We start from the raw sequence: 18,958 nt of genomic DNA, 5'->3' as shown, positions 1-18,958 counted from the left end.
TGTTCATATAAAAGAGAGGGTGGCGTTCATGCCGAAAAAGATTGCGGTCATTGGAGCGGGACCAGGAGGACTTGCTTCCGCCATGCTGCTTGCATCAAAAGGATTTGACGTCGATGTATACGAAAAGCAGAAGTATGTAGGAGGGCGGAACGGTTCGATTCAAAAGGACGGTTTTACGTTTGATATTGGCCCTACCTTTCTCAGCATGCCGGAGATCGCAGAAGAGATTTTTGAGGAATCAGACCGGAACCTGCATGACTACATGGAAATGAAAGAGCTTAAAACGATGTATGAGCTCGTTTTTCCGGGAAAAAAAGTGACGATGTACCGTGACCCCGGTAAGATGAAGAAGGAATTAAGCCGCGCGTTCCCGGGGAGTGAAGACGGCTATGAGCGTTTTATGAAGGACACGCGCAAAAAAATGGCCCGATTAAAGCCCTTGCTGCAGAGTCCGATGGATAAGCTGTATCATTATGCAGCGCCTAACGTCTTGCGCGCACTCCCTCAGCTGTCTCTTGGGAAATCCCTTTACGATGTACTTGGCCGCTATTTTAAAGAAGAAGAGCTGCGCCTTGGCTTTACCTTTCAATCCAAATATTTAGGCATGTCTCCGTGGGAGTGTCCGGGTGCCTTTTCCATTTTGTCCTTTATGGAGCATGAATATGGCATTTTTCACCCCATCGGCGGCGTCAATCAGCTGTCACAGTCGATGGCGGCGGTGGTCCGCGAGCATGGCGGACGCATCCATCTCGGCAACGGGGTGGAATCTTTTATAATGGATGGCCGCAAAATTACAGGATTAAAGCTTGATAATGGCGAAGAAGCAATGGTGGATGAAGTAGTTGTGAACGGGGACTTTGCCCACGCGATGACCAATCTTGTGCCGGATGGACTACTGAAAAAGTACAGCAAAGAAAAGCTGAAAAAACGAACATATTCCTGTTCTGCCTTCATGATTTATTTGGGTATAGACGGACAATACGACCTTCCGCATCATTCGATTATTTTTGCAGATGACTACAAGAAAAACGTTGAGGAAATTACCAATACAATGAAGCTGCCGGATGACCCGTCGATTTACGTGCAAAATGCAAGCGTCACGGACCCAACTCTCGCGCCAGAAGGGAAATCGGCCCTGTATATTCTCGCCCCGGTTCCGAACAATATGAGCGGCATAAACTGGGAAGCCAATGAAGCGGCTTTTCGTGACTTAGTCTTGAAGACGCTCGAGGAAAAATCAGGCTTTACCGGCTTGCGAAACCGCATTGAAACGGAAATGATTTTAAGTCCGCGTCACTGGGAACAAAATCATTACGTCTATGAAGGGGCTGTGTTTAACTTAAGCCACCATCTGCGCCAAATGATGGTATTCCGTCCGCACAACAAGTTTGAGGAGCTTGATAATTGCTGGCTTGCCGGCGGCGGAACGCACCCGGGCAGCGGCTTGCCGACCATTTTGGAATCCGCCCGTATTACCACGCATTTGATTGAGAAAAAAGCAGTCGGCAGAGCGGGGCATGAGAAAGCGGGTGAAGCTCTGTGAAGGCTTTGATTGCCGGTGGCGGCATTGGGGGAATGATTGGAGCACTTTTATTAAGAAAGCAAGGGCTGGATGTTACGTTATTGGAAAAAGAAGACCGTCTTGGCGGCCGTCTTCAATATGCCCAGCAAGGTGAATTTAAAATTGATAAAGGGCCGACGATTGTTCTCCTTCCTGAGATGTTTCGGAAGGTTATGCAAATGGCAGGCATACCGGATCATGAATATGATCTGATTCGGTTGAACTCCATGTATGACATTCACTTTCATGATGGAAAAACGTATACGAAATACGCAGAGGAAGCGAATCAGCTGAACGAGATTGAACGGGTATTTCCAGGTGAATCCGCCGGCTTCACACGCTTCATGGCGGATATGAGAGTTCGTTTCAAAAAAGGAAATGAAGCGTTTCTCTCCAGGCCTTTTTTAACAAAATCATCCTTCTTTAATCTCGAAACACTGTCCTCTCTTGTGAAAATGAAAGCTTATAAGGGAGTGGAAAGCGGGCTATCAGACTACTTTACCGATCCTGATTTGATTAATGCGTATGCGCTGCAAACTCTTTATATCGGCGGCAATCCCTATACGACACCTTCTATTTACAGCCTGGTTTCATTTAGCGAGCACGAGCACGGTGTGTATTATGTGAAGGGCGGCTATGCGTCAATTGTGGAGCTGCTGGAACGATATCTGGCTTCAGCAGGTGTTGAGGTACAATGCCAGACACCTGTCGATCGTGTCTGTTTAAATGGCACAAAAGCAGAGGGCGTGGAATCTAATGGCCAGCTGATCAAAGCGGATGTCGTCGTGTTAAATGGTGACTTTCCTGGAGCGGAAACGCTTCTCGGCCAAAAAAAGCGCACCTATCGTCCTTCCTCCGGCTGTTTTCTGCTTTATCTGGGAGTAAATAAGGTATATAAAAACAAACGAATGCATCAGTTTTACTTAAGTAAAAGCTTTAAGCAAAATATGCGTGATATTTTCCAGGATCAGAAGCTGCCGGGTGATCCTTCCGTGTATGTATTTAATCCATCTGTGACAGATCCAAGCCTGGCACCCGATGGAAAAAGTGCGATGTATGTGCTGGTTCCAGTTCCATCCGGCGAAGCGGTCGACTGGGAGAAGGAAAAATCGGCATTTTCCGAACGGATTCTTTCTTTGTTAGAGAAAAACGGATTTGAAGGCTTGCAGGATGCGATTGAATGGATGGAAATCCGTACACCGAAGGAAGCAATGGCAGAAGGGCTGTTTGGCGGCGGAAGCTTTGGAATCGCTCCCGCACTTTCACAGTCAGGCATCTTTCGTCCACAGGTTAAAGTAAAGGGCTTCGACAATGTGTATGCAGCTGGAGCTTCTGTTCATCCCGGCGGCGGTGTCCCAATCGTTATGCAGGGAGCTGCCATGATGGCTGATGCAGTAGCAAATGACTTTAAAACCCAATTGGAAAAGAGGCGAAATGATCATGAATACAGCACGCGCGTACCAAATATGTGAAGACGTCATGAAGCACCACTCAAAAACGTTCTATGCAGCTTTTTCTAAACTGCCGGAGGACGGCCGGCTTGCCGTGGCGGCAACCTACGCTTTTTGCCGGAGAGCAGATGACATTGTTGACGAAGGAGATGCACCGGTGGAATCACTGGCTGTCTTTCAGAAAGAAACGGAGCGATTCTTCAACGGGGAGCTGCCGAATGATGACCCACTCTGGATTGCGCTGCGTGATGCCTCAGATCGATTTTCTTTTTCGCCGGCTCCCTTTTTCGATATGCTGAAGGGTCAGCAAATGGATCTGGATGAGCGCTCGTTTCAAACAATGGAGGACGTGCTTGACTATTCGTATCATGTGGCGGGGACGGTCGGGATTATGCTGCTGCCGATTTTAGCTCCGGATCAGCAGGATGAGCTTTGGGAAGGCGCGGTTCAATTAGGCAATGCCATGCAAATTACCAACATCTTGCGGGATGTAGGTGAAGATCGCGAAAAGGGGCGGCTTTATTTGCCGCGTGACATCATGGACAAGCACGGGCTGGCAGAAGCTGCTTTAAAAGCAGGCGCCATCAACGATGCGTTTGTTGCAGTATGGGAAGAAATGGCCCAGGAAGCTGAAAAACAGTACGAGGAAGCCTCGAAAACATTTTCACTTTATCCGTCACATTCACGTTTTCCCGTGATGGCAGCAGCCCTTTTTTACCGGGCGATTTTGGATGAAGTGCGGATGAATCAGTATGACGTGTTTACGCGCAGAAATGTTGTATCAAGCAGCAAGAAAAAAGAAATTTTATCTTTTATTTCATAAAAACCGTGTCTGTTTCTTGAACAATGGTTCCTTCAATTGACGCCATAAGGGAAAAAGCGTACGCTAAATGGAGATTGAACACTTTGGCGCGGGAGGAAACAGGCAGTGAAAAGACGATTATTTTCGCTTGTCATGATTCCCTTTCTCCTTTTCTCTGCACAGTCAGCAGCTGCAGAGGAAAAGAAAGAGGGCTGGCATGATGAAACGATGTATTTTATAATGACAGACCGGTTTATGAATGGCGACCGGTCAAATGATGAGCAAACCGACAACAACGATCCGTCTGCGTATCAAGGGGGCGATTTCAAGGGCATTCAAGACAAGCTTGAGTATTTACAGGAGCTTGGCATCACATCGATTGTCCTTTCGCCTGTTTTTGAAAACGAAGCGGGTGCTTATCATGGATACAGCATAACGGATTACTCGAAACTAAATCCCCAGTTCGGCAGTGAGCAGGAGCTGAAATCGCTGGTGAACAGCGCACATGAAAAAAACATGCGCGTCCTTGTGGATTTCCCTGCGACGCGCGCGAGCACAGAAAATGTCTGGCTGGATGACGCAGACAAGTCGGGCTGGTTTACTGAAGTGGACAGCATGCAGGAGCCGGACTGGCTTGGTGAAATGGCACTCGTCAACACGGATAATCCGGCTGTTCAGTCGGCGCTTGTCGAATCCGCTGTTTCACTGGCAGAACAGACTGGCATTGACGGCTATTTTTTCAGTAATGCGTCGGCTGCTCAGCCTTCATTCTGGACTGCATTTGACGAAGCCCTGCCGGAGCGTCATTTGATCGGTGAAATGACGGATGCAACAATGGCGGATGCGGCAGCTTACGAAGAAGCGGGTCTTGACGCAGTGACGTCTTCCTGGCTTCAGGAGCCGCTCCGTGAACAGTTTGCGACGATAGATCGTCCGTCAGAGGACGTAATGAACCTGCTTCAGGAAGAGCAAGCGACACTGAACAATGCGATGCAGGCCATTCATTTAACGGATTCTTCTTTAACGGATCGTTTTACACTGGACATGGCAAATGAAAACATGTTCCCGGGTGCCCGCTGGCGGATGGCGTTAACGTATATGTATACAGTCCCAGGTACGCCTGCTTTGTTTTACGGATCGGAAATCGCCCAAAACGGGGAAAGCGGACCGGATGCGCACGGTTTGATGAATTTCCGGACCGACCAGGAGCTAGTGGACTACATAAAGCAAATTGCTGCTTTGCGCCAGGAGCTTCCGGCACTGCGGCGCGGGACATATGAACCGCTCTTGGATGAAAATGGCATGTCGGTGTTCAAGCGGCAGTATGAGGATGAAACGATCGTTGTCGCCATTAACAATACAGGGGAAACACAAAATGTCTCCATCCCTGCTTCAGCGCTTGATGAAAATAAAGAGCTGCGCGGGCTGTTAAACGGAGATATGTCGCGGGCGGCAGATGGTGAATTCACCATTATTCTAGACCGCGAAGAAGCGGAGATCTATGCGCTTGCGGAGAAAACAGGCATTAATTATGCCTTTATTGCTGCAATGGCTGCTGTCTGGGTCGTCTTTATCGTGTTTCTTTATATTGTCTGGAAGCGCGGCAGAAAAGCAGCGAAGTCTTAACCAAAAACCCTCTCACCAAGAACTGGTGAGGGGGTTTTTTGGTTATACGCTTGTTTTTAAGGAAAGGCGATCCTCCAGGAAAAGGGCGATGCCGTCTTCTTCGTTCGACAGCGTCGTGGCATTGGCGATCGATTTTAATGGGTGAATGGCATTGCCCATAGCGACACCGGTTCCCGCATACTCAATCATTTCCAAATCATTGTCCTCGTCGCCGAACGCAATGATTCGCTCAGGCGGAATGCCGATCCAGTCAGAGACACGCTTTAAGCCGACTGCTTTGCTTAAGCCGCTTTTGACAATTTCGATAACGTGCCATGGGGCGCCCCAGCGGCGGTGGTCGATGACTTCTGCATGGACGTCGCTTAAATGGCGGCGTATGTCCGGCACCTGCTCTTCTGTTGCATGGATGAGCATGCTTGTGGGGTGATCGGTCAGCTTTTCCCGCAGATCACCGGTCGTTACAAGCGGGTTGCCCATTTTAAACACATCAATCAGCTTTTCATCGTGATAATGGAAGTAAACGTTGTCGAGCACTTCCGCGATAATATTGTGGAAATCAAAATCATTGCATGCCTCCACAATATCAACAGCGGTTTTTAATTCCATCGGTTCATGGAACATGCCCCATTTTTGATTCCCGGGATGGTGAACAAAGGCGCCGTTGAAGTTGACAATGGGTGTTTTTAAGCCGAGCTCTGCATAATAAGGGGCACTTGACCGGAATGGCCTCCCTGTGGCGATCATGACCTCGTGGCCAAGCTCCATTGTTTTGCGGATGGTTTGCTTTGTGCGGGGAGAGATCGTTTTTTCATCGGTTAACAGTGTTCCGTCAAGGTCTAAGACAATTAAATGTTTCTCCATACGTCCCTATCACTCCTTTGTCGTTCTTATCTATAAGTGTAGTGGCACTTCGGGCTATTTGCAAAGGAACAGGCTTTTTACTCATCATTTCGCTGGATGTCTGTTATGATAAAGCTATACGTATTCAAAGAAGGAGTGTTTTATGTGGATCAAGATTTGAAAGATAATATTATGGGTGCACTAGAGCAGGTTGTCGATCCGGAGCTTGGTATTGATATCGTCAATCTTGGACTGGTGTACGACGTGGATATGGACGATGCAGGCAAAACGACGGTCACGATGACACTTACATCAATGGGCTGCCCGTTAGCAGGCGTTATTGTCGATCAAGTGAAAGCCGCTTTATCAGACATTCCAGAAGTAACAGAAGTCGAAACGAATATCGTCTGGACACCGGTATGGTCGCGGGACATGATGTCACGCTACGCAAAAATTGCCCTCGGTATTCAATAAAAAAGAAGGTTCCGACGCGGAACCTTCTTTTTTTAATCAATTTGGCAAATATCGATTGGACAGTTTTCGCAGTTAATTTCTTTTTTTAGGTAGTCAATATCACAAAGGGTAATCTGATTCCGCTTCATTTTGATCACACCCTGTTTTTTTAAATCAGCCAGCAGCCGGTTGACGACTTCTCGCGAGGTGCCGCATAAATTAGCCATTTCCTGATTGGTCAGCGGCACATCGAGAAAAAGGCCGTCTGCTGTTTGCTTGCCGAATGTATTGCCCATTCGGATTAAGGTGGAGTAGACGCCGCCTTTTTTGCCGTTTAACACGAGATCGCGAAGCTTTGACTGCGTCCGCAGATGATCGGTTTGTGTGTAACGGAGCCAGCTGACCATCAGCTCAGGCCTGGAAGTAAGCATGTGCTCGAGTGACTGGCGCGAAACCGTCCAGACCTCGCCGTTTTCAATGGCTCTTGCGTTCATCATGTAAGCAGCCTGCTGTTCAAACAGCGTCATTTCGATGAGCATATCGCTTTTTTGAGAGACACGTATCGTTAACTCACGTCCGTCAGGAATGACCTTGCCGACTTGTACTTTGCCGGAGCGGAGCCAGAAGATGTCTGTCGCTGGCTCGCCTTCCTGAAAAAGATACGTGCCTTTTTTAAACGGGCGGACCTTGCGTTCACTTTCAAACAGGTCTTCAAGCGCTCGTGCAAGCTCAGTTTCAAATGCCATGAGGGTTCACCCCTTTTTCTCCTATTTTAACGGGGAAAACAGGAAGTAGCAATGCTTCTTCACCACGTAAGAAATAAAACGACCGGTCCGATGATAAAGCAGTAAATGGAAAAGTAAATTAAATTGCCTTTTGCCATAATGCCCATAAACCATTTTAATGAAAAATAAGACAGCACAAAGGATCCGATAAAAGCAAGCAAATACGGGATCGCCAGCTCGTTAAGCAGCGGGTCCTTTAAAAGATCGCTGAAGCTTAATATCATCCCGCCAAAGCTGATGGGAATAAACAAAAGAAAAGAAAAGCGCAAGGCGGTTTCCTGCTTCATGCCAAGTCCCATGGCGGCCACAATTGTCGCGCCTGAGCGGCTGATGCCGGGAATAAGCGCAACAGCCTGCGCGAGCCCAATTAAAACCGCGTCCTTCATGGTCATGTCGCCATCGTTTTTCCGCCCTCGCAAATTCCGGATTAAAAACAAGGCGATCCCGGTGATAATGAGCGTGATCGCAACGGTTTTCACACTGGACAGCTGCTCGGAAATGTAGTCATTAAAAAGAAGGCCAATAACGCCGGCAGGAATCGTTGCAACAACCAGGTAGACAATAAACATAAATTCTGACCGGTCAGACGAGTCCCGGTGCCGCATGTAACGCAGGCCATTGGAGGCGAGACGCACGATGTCTTCCCGGTAAATGACGAGAACAGCCAGCAGGGAGGCAGAGTTGACGAGCAGTTCAAAGGTCATCCCCTCAATGTTCAGACCAAAAAAGTATTGCGCCAGCTGGAGATGCCCGCTTGATGACACCGGGATTGGCTCGGTCAGTCCTTGAAACATCCCTAAAAACAAGTATTTCATCCATAAAATAAAGTCTTCCATTTTCATCCTCCACTATTTTTTGCTTCTGCTAGTTTAACAATATATTCATCTTTTTTCACGCCGTATCCTTTGCGCAATGATGGGAAATCGATTAAAATAAACTCAAAGGTCAAAAAAGGTCAAAGGGGTTTTGACGATGAATATGGAAAAAATGACGTACACGATGCAGGAAGCACTGGCAGCCGCCCAGCAAAGTGCGGTGGAGCGAAACCATTCGGATGTGGACACCGTACATCTATTAACGGCGCTGGCTGCAAAGGAAGACGGATTATTTGTCCGCATCCTGGAAAGAGCAGGCTTGTCCAGAGCAGCTTTGCTTTCATTTGTGCAGGAAGAGCTGAAATCAAAGCCTGCTGTTTCCGGCAACGCCCAGTACGGTGCTTATTTATCCGGAGGCTTAAACACATGGTTTCAGCAAGCAGTCCGTCTTCAGGAGAAGTGGGAAGATGCCTTCTTATCTGTGGAGCATATGGCCGGATCGATTTATTCAGCAGGCACAAAAACAACTAAATTTCTACAAAATGAACATGTGACAGAAAAAGCAATTTTAACGAGCATCGAAGAAATCAGGGGGAATGACAAAGTGACGACACAAAACCCGGAAGCCGGTTATGAAGCACTCGCTAAATACGGACGTGATTTAGTCGAAGAGGTGAGAGCAGGGAAAATTGATCCCGTCATCGGCCGTGATGATGAAATCCGCCACGTGATCCGTATCTTATCAAGAAAAACAAAAAACAATCCTGTGCTGATCGGAGAGCCGGGCACAGGAAAAACAGCCATTGTCGAAGGGCTCGCCTGGCGTATTGTCCGTAAAGACGTCCCGGATGGATTAAAGGATAAAACAATTTTCTCATTGGATATGAGCTCACTGATTGCCGGGGCGAAATTCCGCGGTGAGTTTGAAGAGCGTTTAAAGGCTGTGTTAAATGAAGTAAAAGGAAGCGATGGACGCATTTTGCTGTTTATCGATGAGATTCACACGATTGTCGGAGCCGGAAAAACAGAAGGCTCAATGGATGCGGGCAATATGCTGAAGCCGATGCTTGCACGCGGAGAGCTTCACTGCATCGGAGCGACGACGCTAGATGAACACCGCCAGTACATCGAAAAAGATCCGGCACTCGAACGCCGCTTTCAGCCGGTGCTTGTCAGCGAGCCGACGATCGAGGATGCGATTTCGATTTTACGCGGATTAAAGGAACGGTTTGAGATCCATCATGGCGTGAACATTCATGACCGGGCACTTGTGGCAGCGGCAGCGTTGTCTAACCGCTACATTACAGACCGATTTTTGCCGGACAAAGCGATCGATCTTGTTGATGAAGCTTGTGCCATGATTCGGACGGAAATTGATTCAATGCCGTCTGAGCTGGACGCTGTGATGCGCCGGGTTATGCAGCTTGAAATTGAAGAAGCCGCTCTCCGGAAGGAAAAAGACCGTGAAAGCGCAGTGCGTCTGGAACAAATTCAAAAAGAGCTCGCAGATTTAAAAGAACAGGCCGATGCGAAAAAAGCGCAGTGGATGGGTGAAAAAGAAGCGATCATGAATGTGAAGGACAAGCGGGAGGAGCTCGACCGGCTGCGCCGAGAGCTTGAGGATGCGGAAAGCCGTTACGATTTAAACCGGGCTGCCGAGCTGCGCCACGGTCAAATTCCAGCCGTGGAAAAAGAACTGGCCGAGCTGGAATCATCAGCTGCAGCTGATAAAGACAATCGACTGCTTCGCGAAGAAGTGACGGAGGAAGAAATTGCGTCGATTGTGGCGAGGTGGACGGGCATTCCCGTAACAAAGCTTGTCGAAGGAGAGCGTGAAAAGCTGCTGCGTCTGGAGGAAATTTTGCATGAGCGGGTCATTGGACAGGACGAAGCAGTCGGCCTTGTCAGTGATGCCGTTTTGCGCGCGCGGGCCGGCATTAAAGACCCGAACCGCCCGATCGGCTCCTTTCTGTTCCTCGGTCCGACCGGTGTTGGGAAAACAGAGCTCGCTAAAACACTGGCAGACGTTTTGTTCGACAGCGAAGAGCAAATGGTTCGTCTGGATATGTCGGAATACATGGAGAAGCATTCGGTTTCCCGCCTCGTTGGTGCACCTCCCGGCTATGTCGGCTATGAAGAAGGCGGCCAATTAACGGAAGCGATTCGCCGCCGTCCGTATTCTGTTGTGCTCTTGGACGAAGTGGAAAAAGCACATCCTGATGTGTTTAACATTCTGCTGCAAATGCTCGATGACGGACGGATCACCGATTCACAGGGGCGGATGATTGACTGCAAAAACACGGTTGTTATTATGACGTCAAATATCGGTTCCTCCTTTTTGCTAGAAGCGGGAGGGGAAGGAGAAATACCGGAGGAAGCCCAGCAGAATGTAATGGCGCAGCTGCGCGGCCACTTCCGTCCTGAGTTCCTTAACCGTGTGGATGACATCGTGCTGTTTAAACCGTTGACGCGTGAAAACTTAAAAGGCATTGCTGGGAAAGTGCTCGAAGGCCTCGCAAAGCGGCTGCAGGAACGGGGCATTGACATGCACGTAACCGATGCAGCAAAAGAAAAAATTGCTGAAGAAGGCTACGATCCTGTTTTCGGCGCCCGCCCGCTTAAGCGATTTATCCAGCGCCAGATCGAAACGCAGACCGCAAGAGCCATCATCGCCGGAACTATTCTGCCAGGGTCCGTTGCAACAGTGGATGTAGAACAGGGAGAATTAATGGTCCGTTAACAAAAAAACGGTCCAGTAAGATGCAAAAAGCCGAACGATTCTGCGAAATGGCAGTCGTTCGGCTTGATCTTATTCGTCTAAAAGGGCATCCTGCTTGCCGAGGTCATAAGCCTCCTGCATCACCTTTAGAAACATTTCGAAAAACGGCTGAGCAAGCTCCGGTGAAAAATCAACACCAGACTCCTGCAGCTGTGCTTGTGCTTCCGGCAAATATTTCATTGCAATTTGCATAAATTCCATGTTTTTTTCCATATGTACTCTCCTCTTTCACGAATATTCTCTTTCTTCTTCATATTTTAGAGCAACGATAAAAATCGTCAAGAAAAAGCAAAACTTTTTTACGTCGAGACCGTGATAATATGCTACTATTATGGACAGAGTACATACATTTCAATGAAGGAGGTTTTCCAGTGCAATATATTATGACATTTATTTGGACACTGATTTTGTCTGAAATGGTTGTTTACGTCGTTTCATCGATGAACGGAGCAGCTTTTCATTTCAATACAGGCGTCGTGATTTCCATTTTCGTCACAATCCTGCTATTCGTTTTGACAGCGCTTATTCCGAATGATCCCGTTGAACATCATTAATGATTAAAAAGCGAATTCCAGCGAGACGGAATTCGCTTTTTTCATGCTATTGAAAAAAGAATGTGTCATTGATACTTTTGTTTTTCCTGTCTAAACGTTGCAATTGGACCTGTTTTTCAGTAAAATTAGTACCAAGTCATAATAATTGCTATTACAAATGTGTGCGAAAGAAGGTGCGTTTTTTGAACGCTGGAATATGGGGAATGGGCCGGTACATTCCGGATCAGATCGTCACGAATGCCGATCTTGAGAAAAAGATGGATACGTCTGATGAATGGATCCGCACGCGCACCGGCATCGAACAACGCCGCATTGCCGAGGATGGAATTGGGACGGTGTATATGGCAGCTGAAGCCGCAAAAAAAGCGATCCAGCATGCGGGCATTGATCCAGCAGAAATTGATTTAATCATCACCGCTACGGTAACGCCTGATCATATGTTTCCATCTGTTTCGTGTGAAATTCAGCATGAAATCGGTGCAGTCAATGCAGCAGCGATGGACGTAAGTGCGGCATGCGCAGGCTTTATGTATGGGATTATCACAGGAAAGCAGTTTGTGGAAACCGGCGCGTATAAGCATGTACTCGTGGTTGGTGCCGAAAAGCTTTCGAAGGTCATTGACTGGGAAGACCGCAACACGGCCGTCCTATTCGGAGACGGGGCAGGGGCAGCGGTTCTTGGGCCTGTTTCAGAAGGCCGGGGGATTTTGTCCTTTGAGCTGGGAGCGGATGGACGCGGAGGCAAGCACTTATATCAGGATGAACATGTGAAAATGAATGGACGTGAAGTATTTAAGTTTGCGGTGCGCCAGATGGGTGAATCATCTTTGGCTGTGCTTGAAAAAGCAGGATTAACGAAAGAAGACGTTGACTTTTTAATGCCGCACCAGGCGAATATCCGCATTATGGAGTCTGCCCGGGAGCGGCTCGGCCTTCCCCCGGAAAAAATGTCCGTCACTGTCAATCAATTCGGCAATACATCCTCTGCTTCCATTCCACTTACAATGGTAGAAGAGCTGGAAAAGGGAAATGTAAAGGAAGACGACATTATTGTCATGGTCGGTTTTGGCGGAGGATTAACGTGGGGCGCCATTGCGATGAAGTGGGGACGCTAAACGGAAACTAACAAAGAGGTGGAAAACGTGGAAAAGCGAAGAGTAGTGATTACCGGACTTGGCATTGTTTCGCCGGTTGGAAATACAGTAGAAGAAGCATGGAACAGCATAACAGCAGGAAAAAGCGGTGTGAAGCCGATGACACGCCTGAACCCGGATGATTATCCGGCTAAAGTGGCAGCTGAAATTCGCGATTTCGATCCTGAGCAGTTTGTTGAGAAAAAAGAAGCGCGCAAGATGGACCGCTTCACTCAGTTTGCGGTTGCCGCGGCAAAAATGGCCGTAGCGGATGCAAAGCTTGAGATTACAGATGAAAATGCACCGCGAATCGGTGTCTGGGTTGGTTCAGGCATTGGCGGAATGGAAACATTTGAAAGCCAGTACAAAACATTTTTAGAGCGCGGCTACCGCCGTGTCAGCCCGTTTTTCGTGCCGATGATGATTCCGGATATGGCGGCAGGCCAGGTATCAATCTACCTTGGCGCAAAAGGTGTGAACTCGTGTACCGTCACGGCCTGTGCAACAGGCACTAACTCGATCGGTGATGCGTTTAAAGTCATTCAGCGCGGCGATGCAGATGCGATGATTTCCGGTGGTACGGAAGCACCGATTACGCAAATGTCTGTCGCGGGCTTTTGTGCGAATACAGCTCTGTCGAACAATCCGGACCCGGCAACAGCAAGCCGTCCATTTGATTCTGGCCGTGATGGCTTTGTGATCGGAGAGGGAGCCGGTATTGTCGTACTTGAGGAACTGGAGCATGCAAAAGCACGCGGCGCTCATATTTATGCGGAAATTGTCGGCTACGGCTCAACAGGCGATGCCCATCACATTACAGCGCCGGCGCCAGATGGCGAAGGCGGTGCCCGTGCGATGAAAATGGCGATTGATGATGCGGGCCTTGCGCCGTCGGACATCGACTACATTAATGCGCACGGTACAAGCACGCCGTACAATGACAAGTTTGAAACCGCAGCGATTAAAACGGTTTTTGGCGACCACGCAGAAAAGCTTGCGATCAGTTCAACCAAATCAATGACGGGTCATTTGCTTGGCGCAGCTGGCGGAGTGGAAGCAATCTTCACTGCGCTTGCGATTGAAAATGACGTGATTCCGCCGACGATCAACCTCGAAAACCCTGATCCGGAATGCGATCTTGATTACGTGCCGAATAAAGCGCGCAAAGCAGAAGTGCGTGCTGCAATGAGCAACTCCCTTGGCTTTGGCGGCCACAACGCCACAATCGTGCTTAAGCAATATGAAAATGAATAATTTTTGGGACAAAAAATAGTGAATAGAAGTAAAGCCGAACGAATGCAAAATTTTGCATTCGTTCGGCTTTTTTTGGCGATGAAGGAAGTGAGGGCTGGTAAAGTAAGAATACCGCTGATATCTACCTGTCGATCGCCGGTAAATTGAAGATACCGCTGATATTCCTCTGTGGATCGCTGATATCTTCACTATATCGGCGATCCATCCTTTATATCGGCGTTAACGAGCATATACCGGCGATAAAGTTACAGAAATCCTTTTTTTAATGGGTTTGGGCTTCCTCTTTTGTTTTGATGAACATGCTCTTTTTCAGCGCATCCTGGCATATACATTACGGACAAGCAACGGGGGCGTGAGGGGATGCGGCTGATATTGTTTTTAACGGGCTTCGGTCTTGCGGTTGCAGGCGGGATCAGCTTTATTATGTATTTTAACCTGCTGGCAGCGGGCATGACGTGGACGGATTATATTCATTTTACGATGCGCCGGCCTGAATGTTATTTATTTTTCATCGGCTGGGTGTTCATGTTTTTCGGTTTTATTGAATAAAGTAACAAAAACGTGTCGATAATGAACCCATAAAACGGTAATCAAGGAGGAATTTGATGCTGTACCTTCATGATGTGTGGGTGAACTGGTTTGAAGGAGAAGAAAATGGCTGCAACGTGTGCCCGTACCACGAATGGCGAAAAGATGACGGGATGATGCTGCTTGATCAAGTACCTGTACTGCTTTTGCGTAAAAACGCGATGGATGTATTCGAGCAAACCCTTTGTGAGCTGCCGGAAGAATTATTGAAAAAAGTGGAGAGCAAGGCGTTTATTCGAAAAGGAAGCAAGAGGGAGATGATGGAGTACTGCTTCGTTGCTTCGGATGGAGACCGGACGATGGCAATCGATACGAAAGGGTACCGGGTGCCGGTGAAAAAAAGCCGGATCATGCCGCAGCATGAGCTGGTTGTCCGGGAGATGGCCGACTGTCATCCGGCTGAAACCGTTTATTTTCCGGAAATGGCGCCAAAATCGTACAGTCTGGCGGAGCCTGCCCCATCCTGGATGGCAGGGCTGACACGAAAAGAGCGTCAGTTAAAGCAGCTGCTGCTTTTGGCTGTTGACCAATTAATCGAATCGGATCATGAGCCAGCGTTGAAATACTGGCTCACCGAGTGGCAGCCATCTCAATATGAAATGATCCGTTCAATGGACTGGGACACGGCCGCTGCGATGTTCAGCCAGACGGTTGTGGTCGGGTGGAGCAAGGCGCATGAACAATTGTGTGCGCAAATGATTAAAGGACGTCCATTTTTTGAAAAGATGTATGAACGGGAAATGAGCATTGCCACATAACAAGAAAAAAACCGATACAGGCAAAGCAGGGAGGTGCCCCCGCAGCCTGTATCGGTTTTATTTGCGTTTGCGGCCGAGGCCCATCGCGTTTTCCATTTTCTTTAACGTTTTTCCAGAGGCGAAGCGCGCTTTTTCTGCGCCTTCATCCAAAATACGGTCTAGCTCTTCGGATTCAATCAGCTCGTCATACCGTTTCTGGATCGGTGCAAGGTGTTTTACGACAACATCCGCTACAGCCTGCTTAAAGTCCCCGTACCCTTTGCCTTCAAATTGCGCTTCGAGTTCCGGGATCGGCGTACCCTCCAGTGCGGAATAAATAGACAGCAGGTTTGAAACGCCAGGCTTATTTTCTTTATCAAACTTGACGATGCCGTCAGAGTCGGTAACAGCACTTTTAATTTTTTTCTCAATCTGCTTTGGATCGTCTAAAAGCGTGATAAACGCTTTTTGGTTCGGGTCCGACTTGCTCATTTTCTTCGTCGGCTCCTGCAGTGACATGACACGGGCGCCTTCTTTTGGAATGCGCACCTCCGGAATGGTCAAGATGTCATTGTACTTTTTATTAAACCGTTCAGCCAGATCGCGTGTCAGCTCAAGATGCTGCTTTTGGTCTTCGCCAACCGGCACAATGTCCGTTCCATACAGCAAAATATCAGCAGCCATTAACGGAGGATAGGTGAGCAGTCCGGCTGAGACCGCTTCTTTGCCCGATGACTTGTCTTTAAACTGCGTCATCCGCTCCAGTTCGCCGATGTACGCTACACATTGCAGCATCCAGCCAGCCTGTGCGTGGGCAGGCACCTCAGATTGAATAAAAAGCGTGGCTTTTTCAGGGTCCAGACCAACAGCGACGTAAAGCGCTGCCAGGCTGCGAATGTTTTTGCGCAGCTCAAGCCGATCCTGCTGAACGGTAATGGCATGCTCATCCACGATGCAGAAAAAGCAATTGTAGTCTTCCTGAAGCTCGACAAATTGTCTCAGAGCCCCGATATAGTTGCCTAACGTGATCGTGCCGCTCGGCTGAATACCGGAAAAAATCGTTTTCATCATTGATTCAATCACTTCGTTTCATCTTTTTATGTGTTTGTTTAATTATAAAGAAAACAAAATGAATATTCAAGATGACAGGATATACGAGAACAGAAGCGTGAGTAAGACGGCTGTCGCCCCTGTCAGAAGCAGCGGCTTTGTCCAGTGTTCTGGCTTGCGTGCAGCATAATCCTCGTGAATTTCTCCCGTTTGGTCTAGGTCATCAAACTGAGCCGTATAGGCGCCTTCATGAGAAGACTTGCGGAGCCGCTTAAATCCATGAACCACCCCGTTAAAAACTCCTTTTTCCTGTACAAACAGGGAAACACCGATAATGAAAAGCAACAAGCCGATCATAAATAAAGAATCAATCAGTGCGCGAACGAAATGTGTCTGGAAAAAGCTAAATCCGATAGAACTAATGAACAGAATAAAAAAAAGTAACCCGATTTTTTTCTTCATTTAACGACACCATCTTCCATAAAGGGGTAAAAAAAGCATAACGAATACTGTATGCATGTTTCAACAAAAATAACGTGATCTCCTGTTGATATTATACAAAGAATATTATTTTTATAAAGTATAGTAGTCTTATATTACTATACTATTTCAAATAATAAGCAGAAAAGGAAAATGAAAAAAGGCTTATTATAAAGGTTTATTTCTTTATTACATAGTATTAAAACTATGTAGTAAATGTAAAGTAACCGTAAATAAGTTATTGCAATAAAGTGAAAAGGCATTATATAATGTTAACAAATCTTCTGAATTATTAAGAAGGTCGAAAATAAAATAAAGGGAGGCAGGAATCAATGCAAAAGAAAAAGTTGTCGATTTTCCTTGTTTTGATGCTTATGGTCAGCACCATTCTCGCAGCGTGCGGCGGTGGTTCATCTGATTCTAATGATAGTGGTCAGACTTCAGACAATGGTGGAGGAGAAAATAATGTCCTTAACCTGACGGAAACGCAGGATATTCCGTCTATGGACTCTGCACTCGCAACAGATGCCGTATCGTTTAATACGCTGAACAGCGTAATGGAAGGGCTTTATCGTCTTGGAGAAGATGATAAAGCGGTAGAAGGTATGGCAGACGGAGAGCCGCAAATCAGTGAAGATGGCAAAACGTGGACGATTAAGCTGCGTGATGCGAACTGGTCAAACGGTGAGCCTGTCACAGCAAACGATTTCGTGTTTGCATGGCGCAAAGCATTAAACCCGGATACAGCAGCGGAGTATGCGTACATTATGTATGATTTGAAAAACGCAGCGGCTGTGAACGCTGGGGAAATGACACCTGAAGAGCTAGGCGTAAAAGCGATCGATGAGAAAACACTGGAGATTCAATTAGAAAACCCGGTTCCTTATTTCAAAGAGCTTCTCACATTTGCGACATTCTATCCGCAAAACGAAGCTTACGTAACAGAGCAGGCTGACCAGTTCGGTCTTGAAGCGGACACGGTTTTATACAACGGTCCGTTCACAATGACAGAGTGGAAGCATGAAGATCAATTCGTTTTGCAGAAAAACCCTGAATATTGGGATGCTGAAAACGTTCAGCTCGAAACGGTTAATACGAAAATCGTTAAAGACACACAAACAGATGTAAACCTGTATGAAAGCGGCGAATTAGACCGCGTGAAATTATCTGCGGAGTTTGTGGACAAGTATAAAGAAGAAGAAGGCTTCCAAACAATTAAAGAGGCATCTGTTTTCTTCCTTCGCTTAAACCAGTCGTCTAATGACGTGCTGAAAAATGCAGATGCGCGTAAAGCGATTGCCATGGGCTTTGATAAAACAGGCATTACCGATTCATTGTTAAACAACGGTTCGGTACCGGCGGATTACCTCGTTCCAGCTGAATTCGTTCAAGGTCCAGACGGGAAAGACTTCCGTGAAACAGCGGGCTCTTACCTTGAAACCGATCAGGCAGCAGCTGCTGAGCACTGGGCAAAAGCGAAAGAAGCACTTGGCCAGGATGCAGTGGAGCTTGAGCTGTTAAGCTACGATGACGACGTTTCGAAGAAAATAACTGAATATTTAAAAGAACAGCTTGAAACAAACCTTGAAGGCTTAACGGTTAACATTAAGCTTCAGCCGTTTAAGCAAAAGCTTGACCTTGAATCGTCTATGAACTACGAAGCGTCTCTTGCAGGCTGGGGCCCGGATTATCCGGATCCGATGACGTTCATTGACATGTTTGTGACAGACGGTGCGCATAACCAATCCGGTTATTCAAACCCGCAAGTGGACAAACTCGTTCAAGATGCGAAAACTACTCTTCTAACAGATGAGCAGGCTCGTTGGGATGCACTTGTGGAAGCGGAAAAGCTGATGCTTGAAGATGCAGCATTTGCTCCTGTTTATCAGCGTGCACGTGCCTATTTGACAAAACCGGCAGTGGAAGGCGTTCTATATCATAAATTTGGAGCGGATTACTCGCTTAAATGGACGTCTGTCACACGCTAAATAAAGAAAAGGAGGGTACGGCCAGCCGGCCTGCTCTCCTTTTTCCCTGTTAAAAAAATGAC

The 18,958-nt window shown here is 47.5% G+C and carries 18 protein-coding genes; 12 read left to right on the top strand and 6 right to left on the bottom strand.

The genetic code is table 11. The annotated features are described in order from the left end of the window. The first annotated feature begins 28 nt into the window (after positions 1-28). The 4 genes from BW952_RS15495 (at position 29) to BW952_RS15480 (ending at position 5,440) form a co-directional block, all read left to right on the top strand. Positions 29-1,543, top strand: coding sequence for a phytoene desaturase family protein (locus tag BW952_RS15495; protein WP_045850613.1), 1,515 nt, complete (start codon positions 29-31; stop codon positions 1,541-1,543). After that, a complete protein-coding gene (locus tag BW952_RS15490) occupies positions 1,540-3,033 on the top strand; it encodes a phytoene desaturase family protein (RefSeq protein ID WP_045850614.1) in 1,494 nt (497 codons plus the stop codon). Before BW952_RS15495 ends, BW952_RS15490 begins: the two co-directional genes overlap by 4 nt. Continuing rightward, positions 3,002-3,835, top strand: coding sequence for a phytoene/squalene synthase family protein (locus BW952_RS15485; protein WP_045850615.1), 834 nt, complete (start codon positions 3,002-3,004; stop codon positions 3,833-3,835). Before BW952_RS15490 ends, BW952_RS15485 begins: the two co-directional genes overlap by 32 nt. Before the next feature lie 105 nt (positions 3,836-3,940). After that, positions 3,941-5,440 (top strand): alpha-amylase family glycosyl hydrolase, encoded by a 1,500-nt coding sequence (locus BW952_RS15480; protein WP_045850616.1) that lies wholly within the window; start codon positions 3,941-3,943, stop codon positions 5,438-5,440. A 42-nt stretch (positions 5,441-5,482) separates the two neighbouring features. On the opposite strand, the gene BW952_RS15475 is transcribed toward BW952_RS15480, so the two are convergent. Continuing rightward, entirely contained in the window at positions 5,483-6,301 is an 819-nt protein-coding gene (locus BW952_RS15475) for a Cof-type HAD-IIB family hydrolase (RefSeq protein ID WP_045850617.1), read from the bottom strand. A 171-nt stretch (positions 6,302-6,472) separates the two neighbouring features. Here BW952_RS15475 and BW952_RS15470 point away from each other — a divergent pair, with 171 nt between their 5' ends. Next, positions 6,473-6,754, top strand: a complete 282-nt coding sequence (locus BW952_RS15470; RefSeq protein ID WP_420809998.1) for a metal-sulfur cluster assembly factor — start codon at positions 6,473-6,475, stop codon at positions 6,752-6,754. 32 nt (positions 6,755-6,786) lie between these two features. Here BW952_RS15470 and BW952_RS15465 read toward each other — a convergent pair whose 3' ends face one another. Continuing rightward, entirely contained in the window at positions 6,787-7,479 is a 693-nt protein-coding gene (locus BW952_RS15465) for a Crp/Fnr family transcriptional regulator (protein ID WP_045850618.1), read from the bottom strand. Positions 7,480-7,538: 59 nt separating this feature from the next. Next, a complete protein-coding gene (locus tag BW952_RS15460; protein ID WP_045850619.1) occupies positions 7,539-8,354 on the bottom strand; it encodes an undecaprenyl-diphosphate phosphatase in 816 nt (271 codons plus the stop codon). A gap of 136 nt (positions 8,355-8,490) precedes the next feature. On the opposite strand from BW952_RS15460, the gene clpB reads away from it, so the two are divergent. Continuing rightward, positions 8,491-11,073: an ATP-dependent chaperone ClpB gene (gene clpB / locus BW952_RS15455; protein WP_045850620.1), complete on the top strand. Its 2,583-nt coding sequence runs from the start codon at positions 8,491-8,493 to the stop codon at positions 11,071-11,073. 69 nt (positions 11,074-11,142) lie between these two features. Here the strand turns inward: clpB and BW952_RS15450 are convergent, their stop codons facing one another. Next, a complete protein-coding gene (locus BW952_RS15450) occupies positions 11,143-11,325 on the bottom strand; it encodes a ComZ family protein (protein WP_045850621.1) in 183 nt (60 codons plus the stop codon). A 158-nt stretch (positions 11,326-11,483) separates the two neighbouring features. Between BW952_RS15450 and BW952_RS15445 the strand changes: the two genes are divergently transcribed. The 5 genes from BW952_RS15445 to BW952_RS15425 all read left to right on the top strand — a co-directional run bounded on the left by BW952_RS15445 (position 11,484) and on the right by BW952_RS15425 (position 15,399). Beyond that, on the top strand, positions 11,484-11,666 hold the full coding sequence (locus BW952_RS15445; RefSeq protein WP_045850622.1) for a YjzD family protein: 183 nt from the start codon (positions 11,484-11,486) through the stop codon (positions 11,664-11,666). 182 nt (positions 11,667-11,848) lie between these two features. Then, entirely contained in the window at positions 11,849-12,781 is a 933-nt protein-coding gene (locus BW952_RS15440; RefSeq protein ID WP_045850623.1) for a beta-ketoacyl-ACP synthase III, read from the top strand. Positions 12,782-12,808: 27 nt separating this feature from the next. Then, positions 12,809-14,053, top strand: a complete 1,245-nt coding sequence (fabF, locus tag BW952_RS15435; protein WP_045850624.1) for a beta-ketoacyl-ACP synthase II — start codon at positions 12,809-12,811, stop codon at positions 14,051-14,053. Positions 14,054-14,413: 360 nt separating this feature from the next. Beyond that, positions 14,414-14,602 carry a YuzI family membrane protein gene (locus BW952_RS15430; RefSeq protein ID WP_045850625.1) on the top strand — a complete coding sequence of 63 codons (189 nt, stop codon included), beginning with the start codon at positions 14,414-14,416 and terminating at the stop codon, positions 14,600-14,602. A 56-nt stretch (positions 14,603-14,658) separates the two neighbouring features. After that, a complete protein-coding gene (locus BW952_RS15425) occupies positions 14,659-15,399 on the top strand; it encodes a DUF3603 family protein (protein ID WP_045850626.1) in 741 nt (246 codons plus the stop codon). A gap of 57 nt (positions 15,400-15,456) precedes the next feature. Here BW952_RS15425 and trpS read toward each other — a convergent pair whose 3' ends face one another. Together trpS and BW952_RS15415 are read right to left on the bottom strand one after the other, a co-directional pair. After that, positions 15,457-16,449, bottom strand: coding sequence for a tryptophan--tRNA ligase (trpS, locus tag BW952_RS15420; protein WP_045850684.1), 993 nt, complete (start codon positions 16,447-16,449; stop codon positions 15,457-15,459). A 66-nt stretch (positions 16,450-16,515) separates the two neighbouring features. Beyond that, positions 16,516-16,890, bottom strand: a complete 375-nt coding sequence (locus tag BW952_RS15415; protein ID WP_045850627.1) for a DUF3899 domain-containing protein — start codon at positions 16,888-16,890, stop codon at positions 16,516-16,518. A 350-nt stretch (positions 16,891-17,240) separates the two neighbouring features. Here BW952_RS15415 and BW952_RS15410 point away from each other — a divergent pair, with 350 nt between their 5' ends. Then, positions 17,241-18,896, top strand: a complete 1,656-nt coding sequence (locus BW952_RS15410) for a peptide ABC transporter substrate-binding protein (RefSeq protein WP_045850628.1) — start codon at positions 17,241-17,243, stop codon at positions 18,894-18,896. Positions 18,897-18,958: the final 62 nt, after the last annotated feature.

Origin of the sequence: Domibacillus enclensis, assembly GCF_900156125.1 — a bacterium.
Classification (GTDB): domain Bacteria; phylum Bacillota; class Bacilli; order Bacillales; family Domibacillaceae; genus Domibacillus; species Domibacillus enclensis.
Note: the sequence above shows the minus strand (reverse complement) of the source record. Positions and strands in the feature narration are given on the sequence as shown.

What these genes read in the sequence shown, in the direction of transcription:
- BW952_RS15430 (WP_045850625.1), top strand. Translation starts at nt 14,414, where the DNA reads ATGCGGCTGATATTGTTTTTAACGGGCTTCGGTCTTGCGGTTGCAGGC.
- BW952_RS15460 (WP_045850619.1), bottom strand. Translation starts at nt 8,354, where the DNA reads ATGGAAGACTTTATTTTATGGATGAAATACTTGTTTTTAGGGATGTTT.
- BW952_RS15470 (WP_420809998.1), top strand. Translation starts at nt 6,473, where the DNA reads ATGGGTGCACTAGAGCAGGTTGTCGATCCGGAGCTTGGTATTGATATC.
- BW952_RS15425 (WP_045850626.1), top strand. Translation starts at nt 14,659, where the DNA reads ATGCTGTACCTTCATGATGTGTGGGTGAACTGGTTTGAAGGAGAAGAA.
- BW952_RS15495 (WP_045850613.1), top strand. Translation starts at nt 29, where the DNA reads ATGCCGAAAAAGATTGCGGTCATTGGAGCGGGACCAGGAGGACTTGCT.
- BW952_RS15415 (WP_045850627.1), bottom strand. Translation starts at nt 16,890, where the DNA reads ATGAAGAAAAAAATCGGGTTACTTTTTTTTATTCTGTTCATTAGTTCT.
- BW952_RS15475 (WP_045850617.1), bottom strand. Translation starts at nt 6,301, where the DNA reads ATGGAGAAACATTTAATTGTCTTAGACCTTGACGGAACACTGTTAACC.
- BW952_RS15465 (WP_045850618.1), bottom strand. Translation starts at nt 7,479, where the DNA reads ATGGCATTTGAAACTGAGCTTGCACGAGCGCTTGAAGACCTGTTTGAA.
- BW952_RS15410 (WP_045850628.1), top strand. Translation starts at nt 17,241, where the DNA reads ATGCAAAAGAAAAAGTTGTCGATTTTCCTTGTTTTGATGCTTATGGTC.
- trpS (WP_045850684.1), bottom strand. Translation starts at nt 16,449, where the DNA reads ATGATGAAAACGATTTTTTCCGGTATTCAGCCGAGCGGCACGATCACG.
- BW952_RS15450 (WP_045850621.1), bottom strand. Translation starts at nt 11,325, where the DNA reads ATGGAAAAAAACATGGAATTTATGCAAATTGCAATGAAATATTTGCCG.
- BW952_RS15485 (WP_045850615.1), top strand. Translation starts at nt 3,002, where the DNA reads ATGAATACAGCACGCGCGTACCAAATATGTGAAGACGTCATGAAGCAC.
- clpB (WP_045850620.1), top strand. Translation starts at nt 8,491, where the DNA reads ATGAATATGGAAAAAATGACGTACACGATGCAGGAAGCACTGGCAGCC.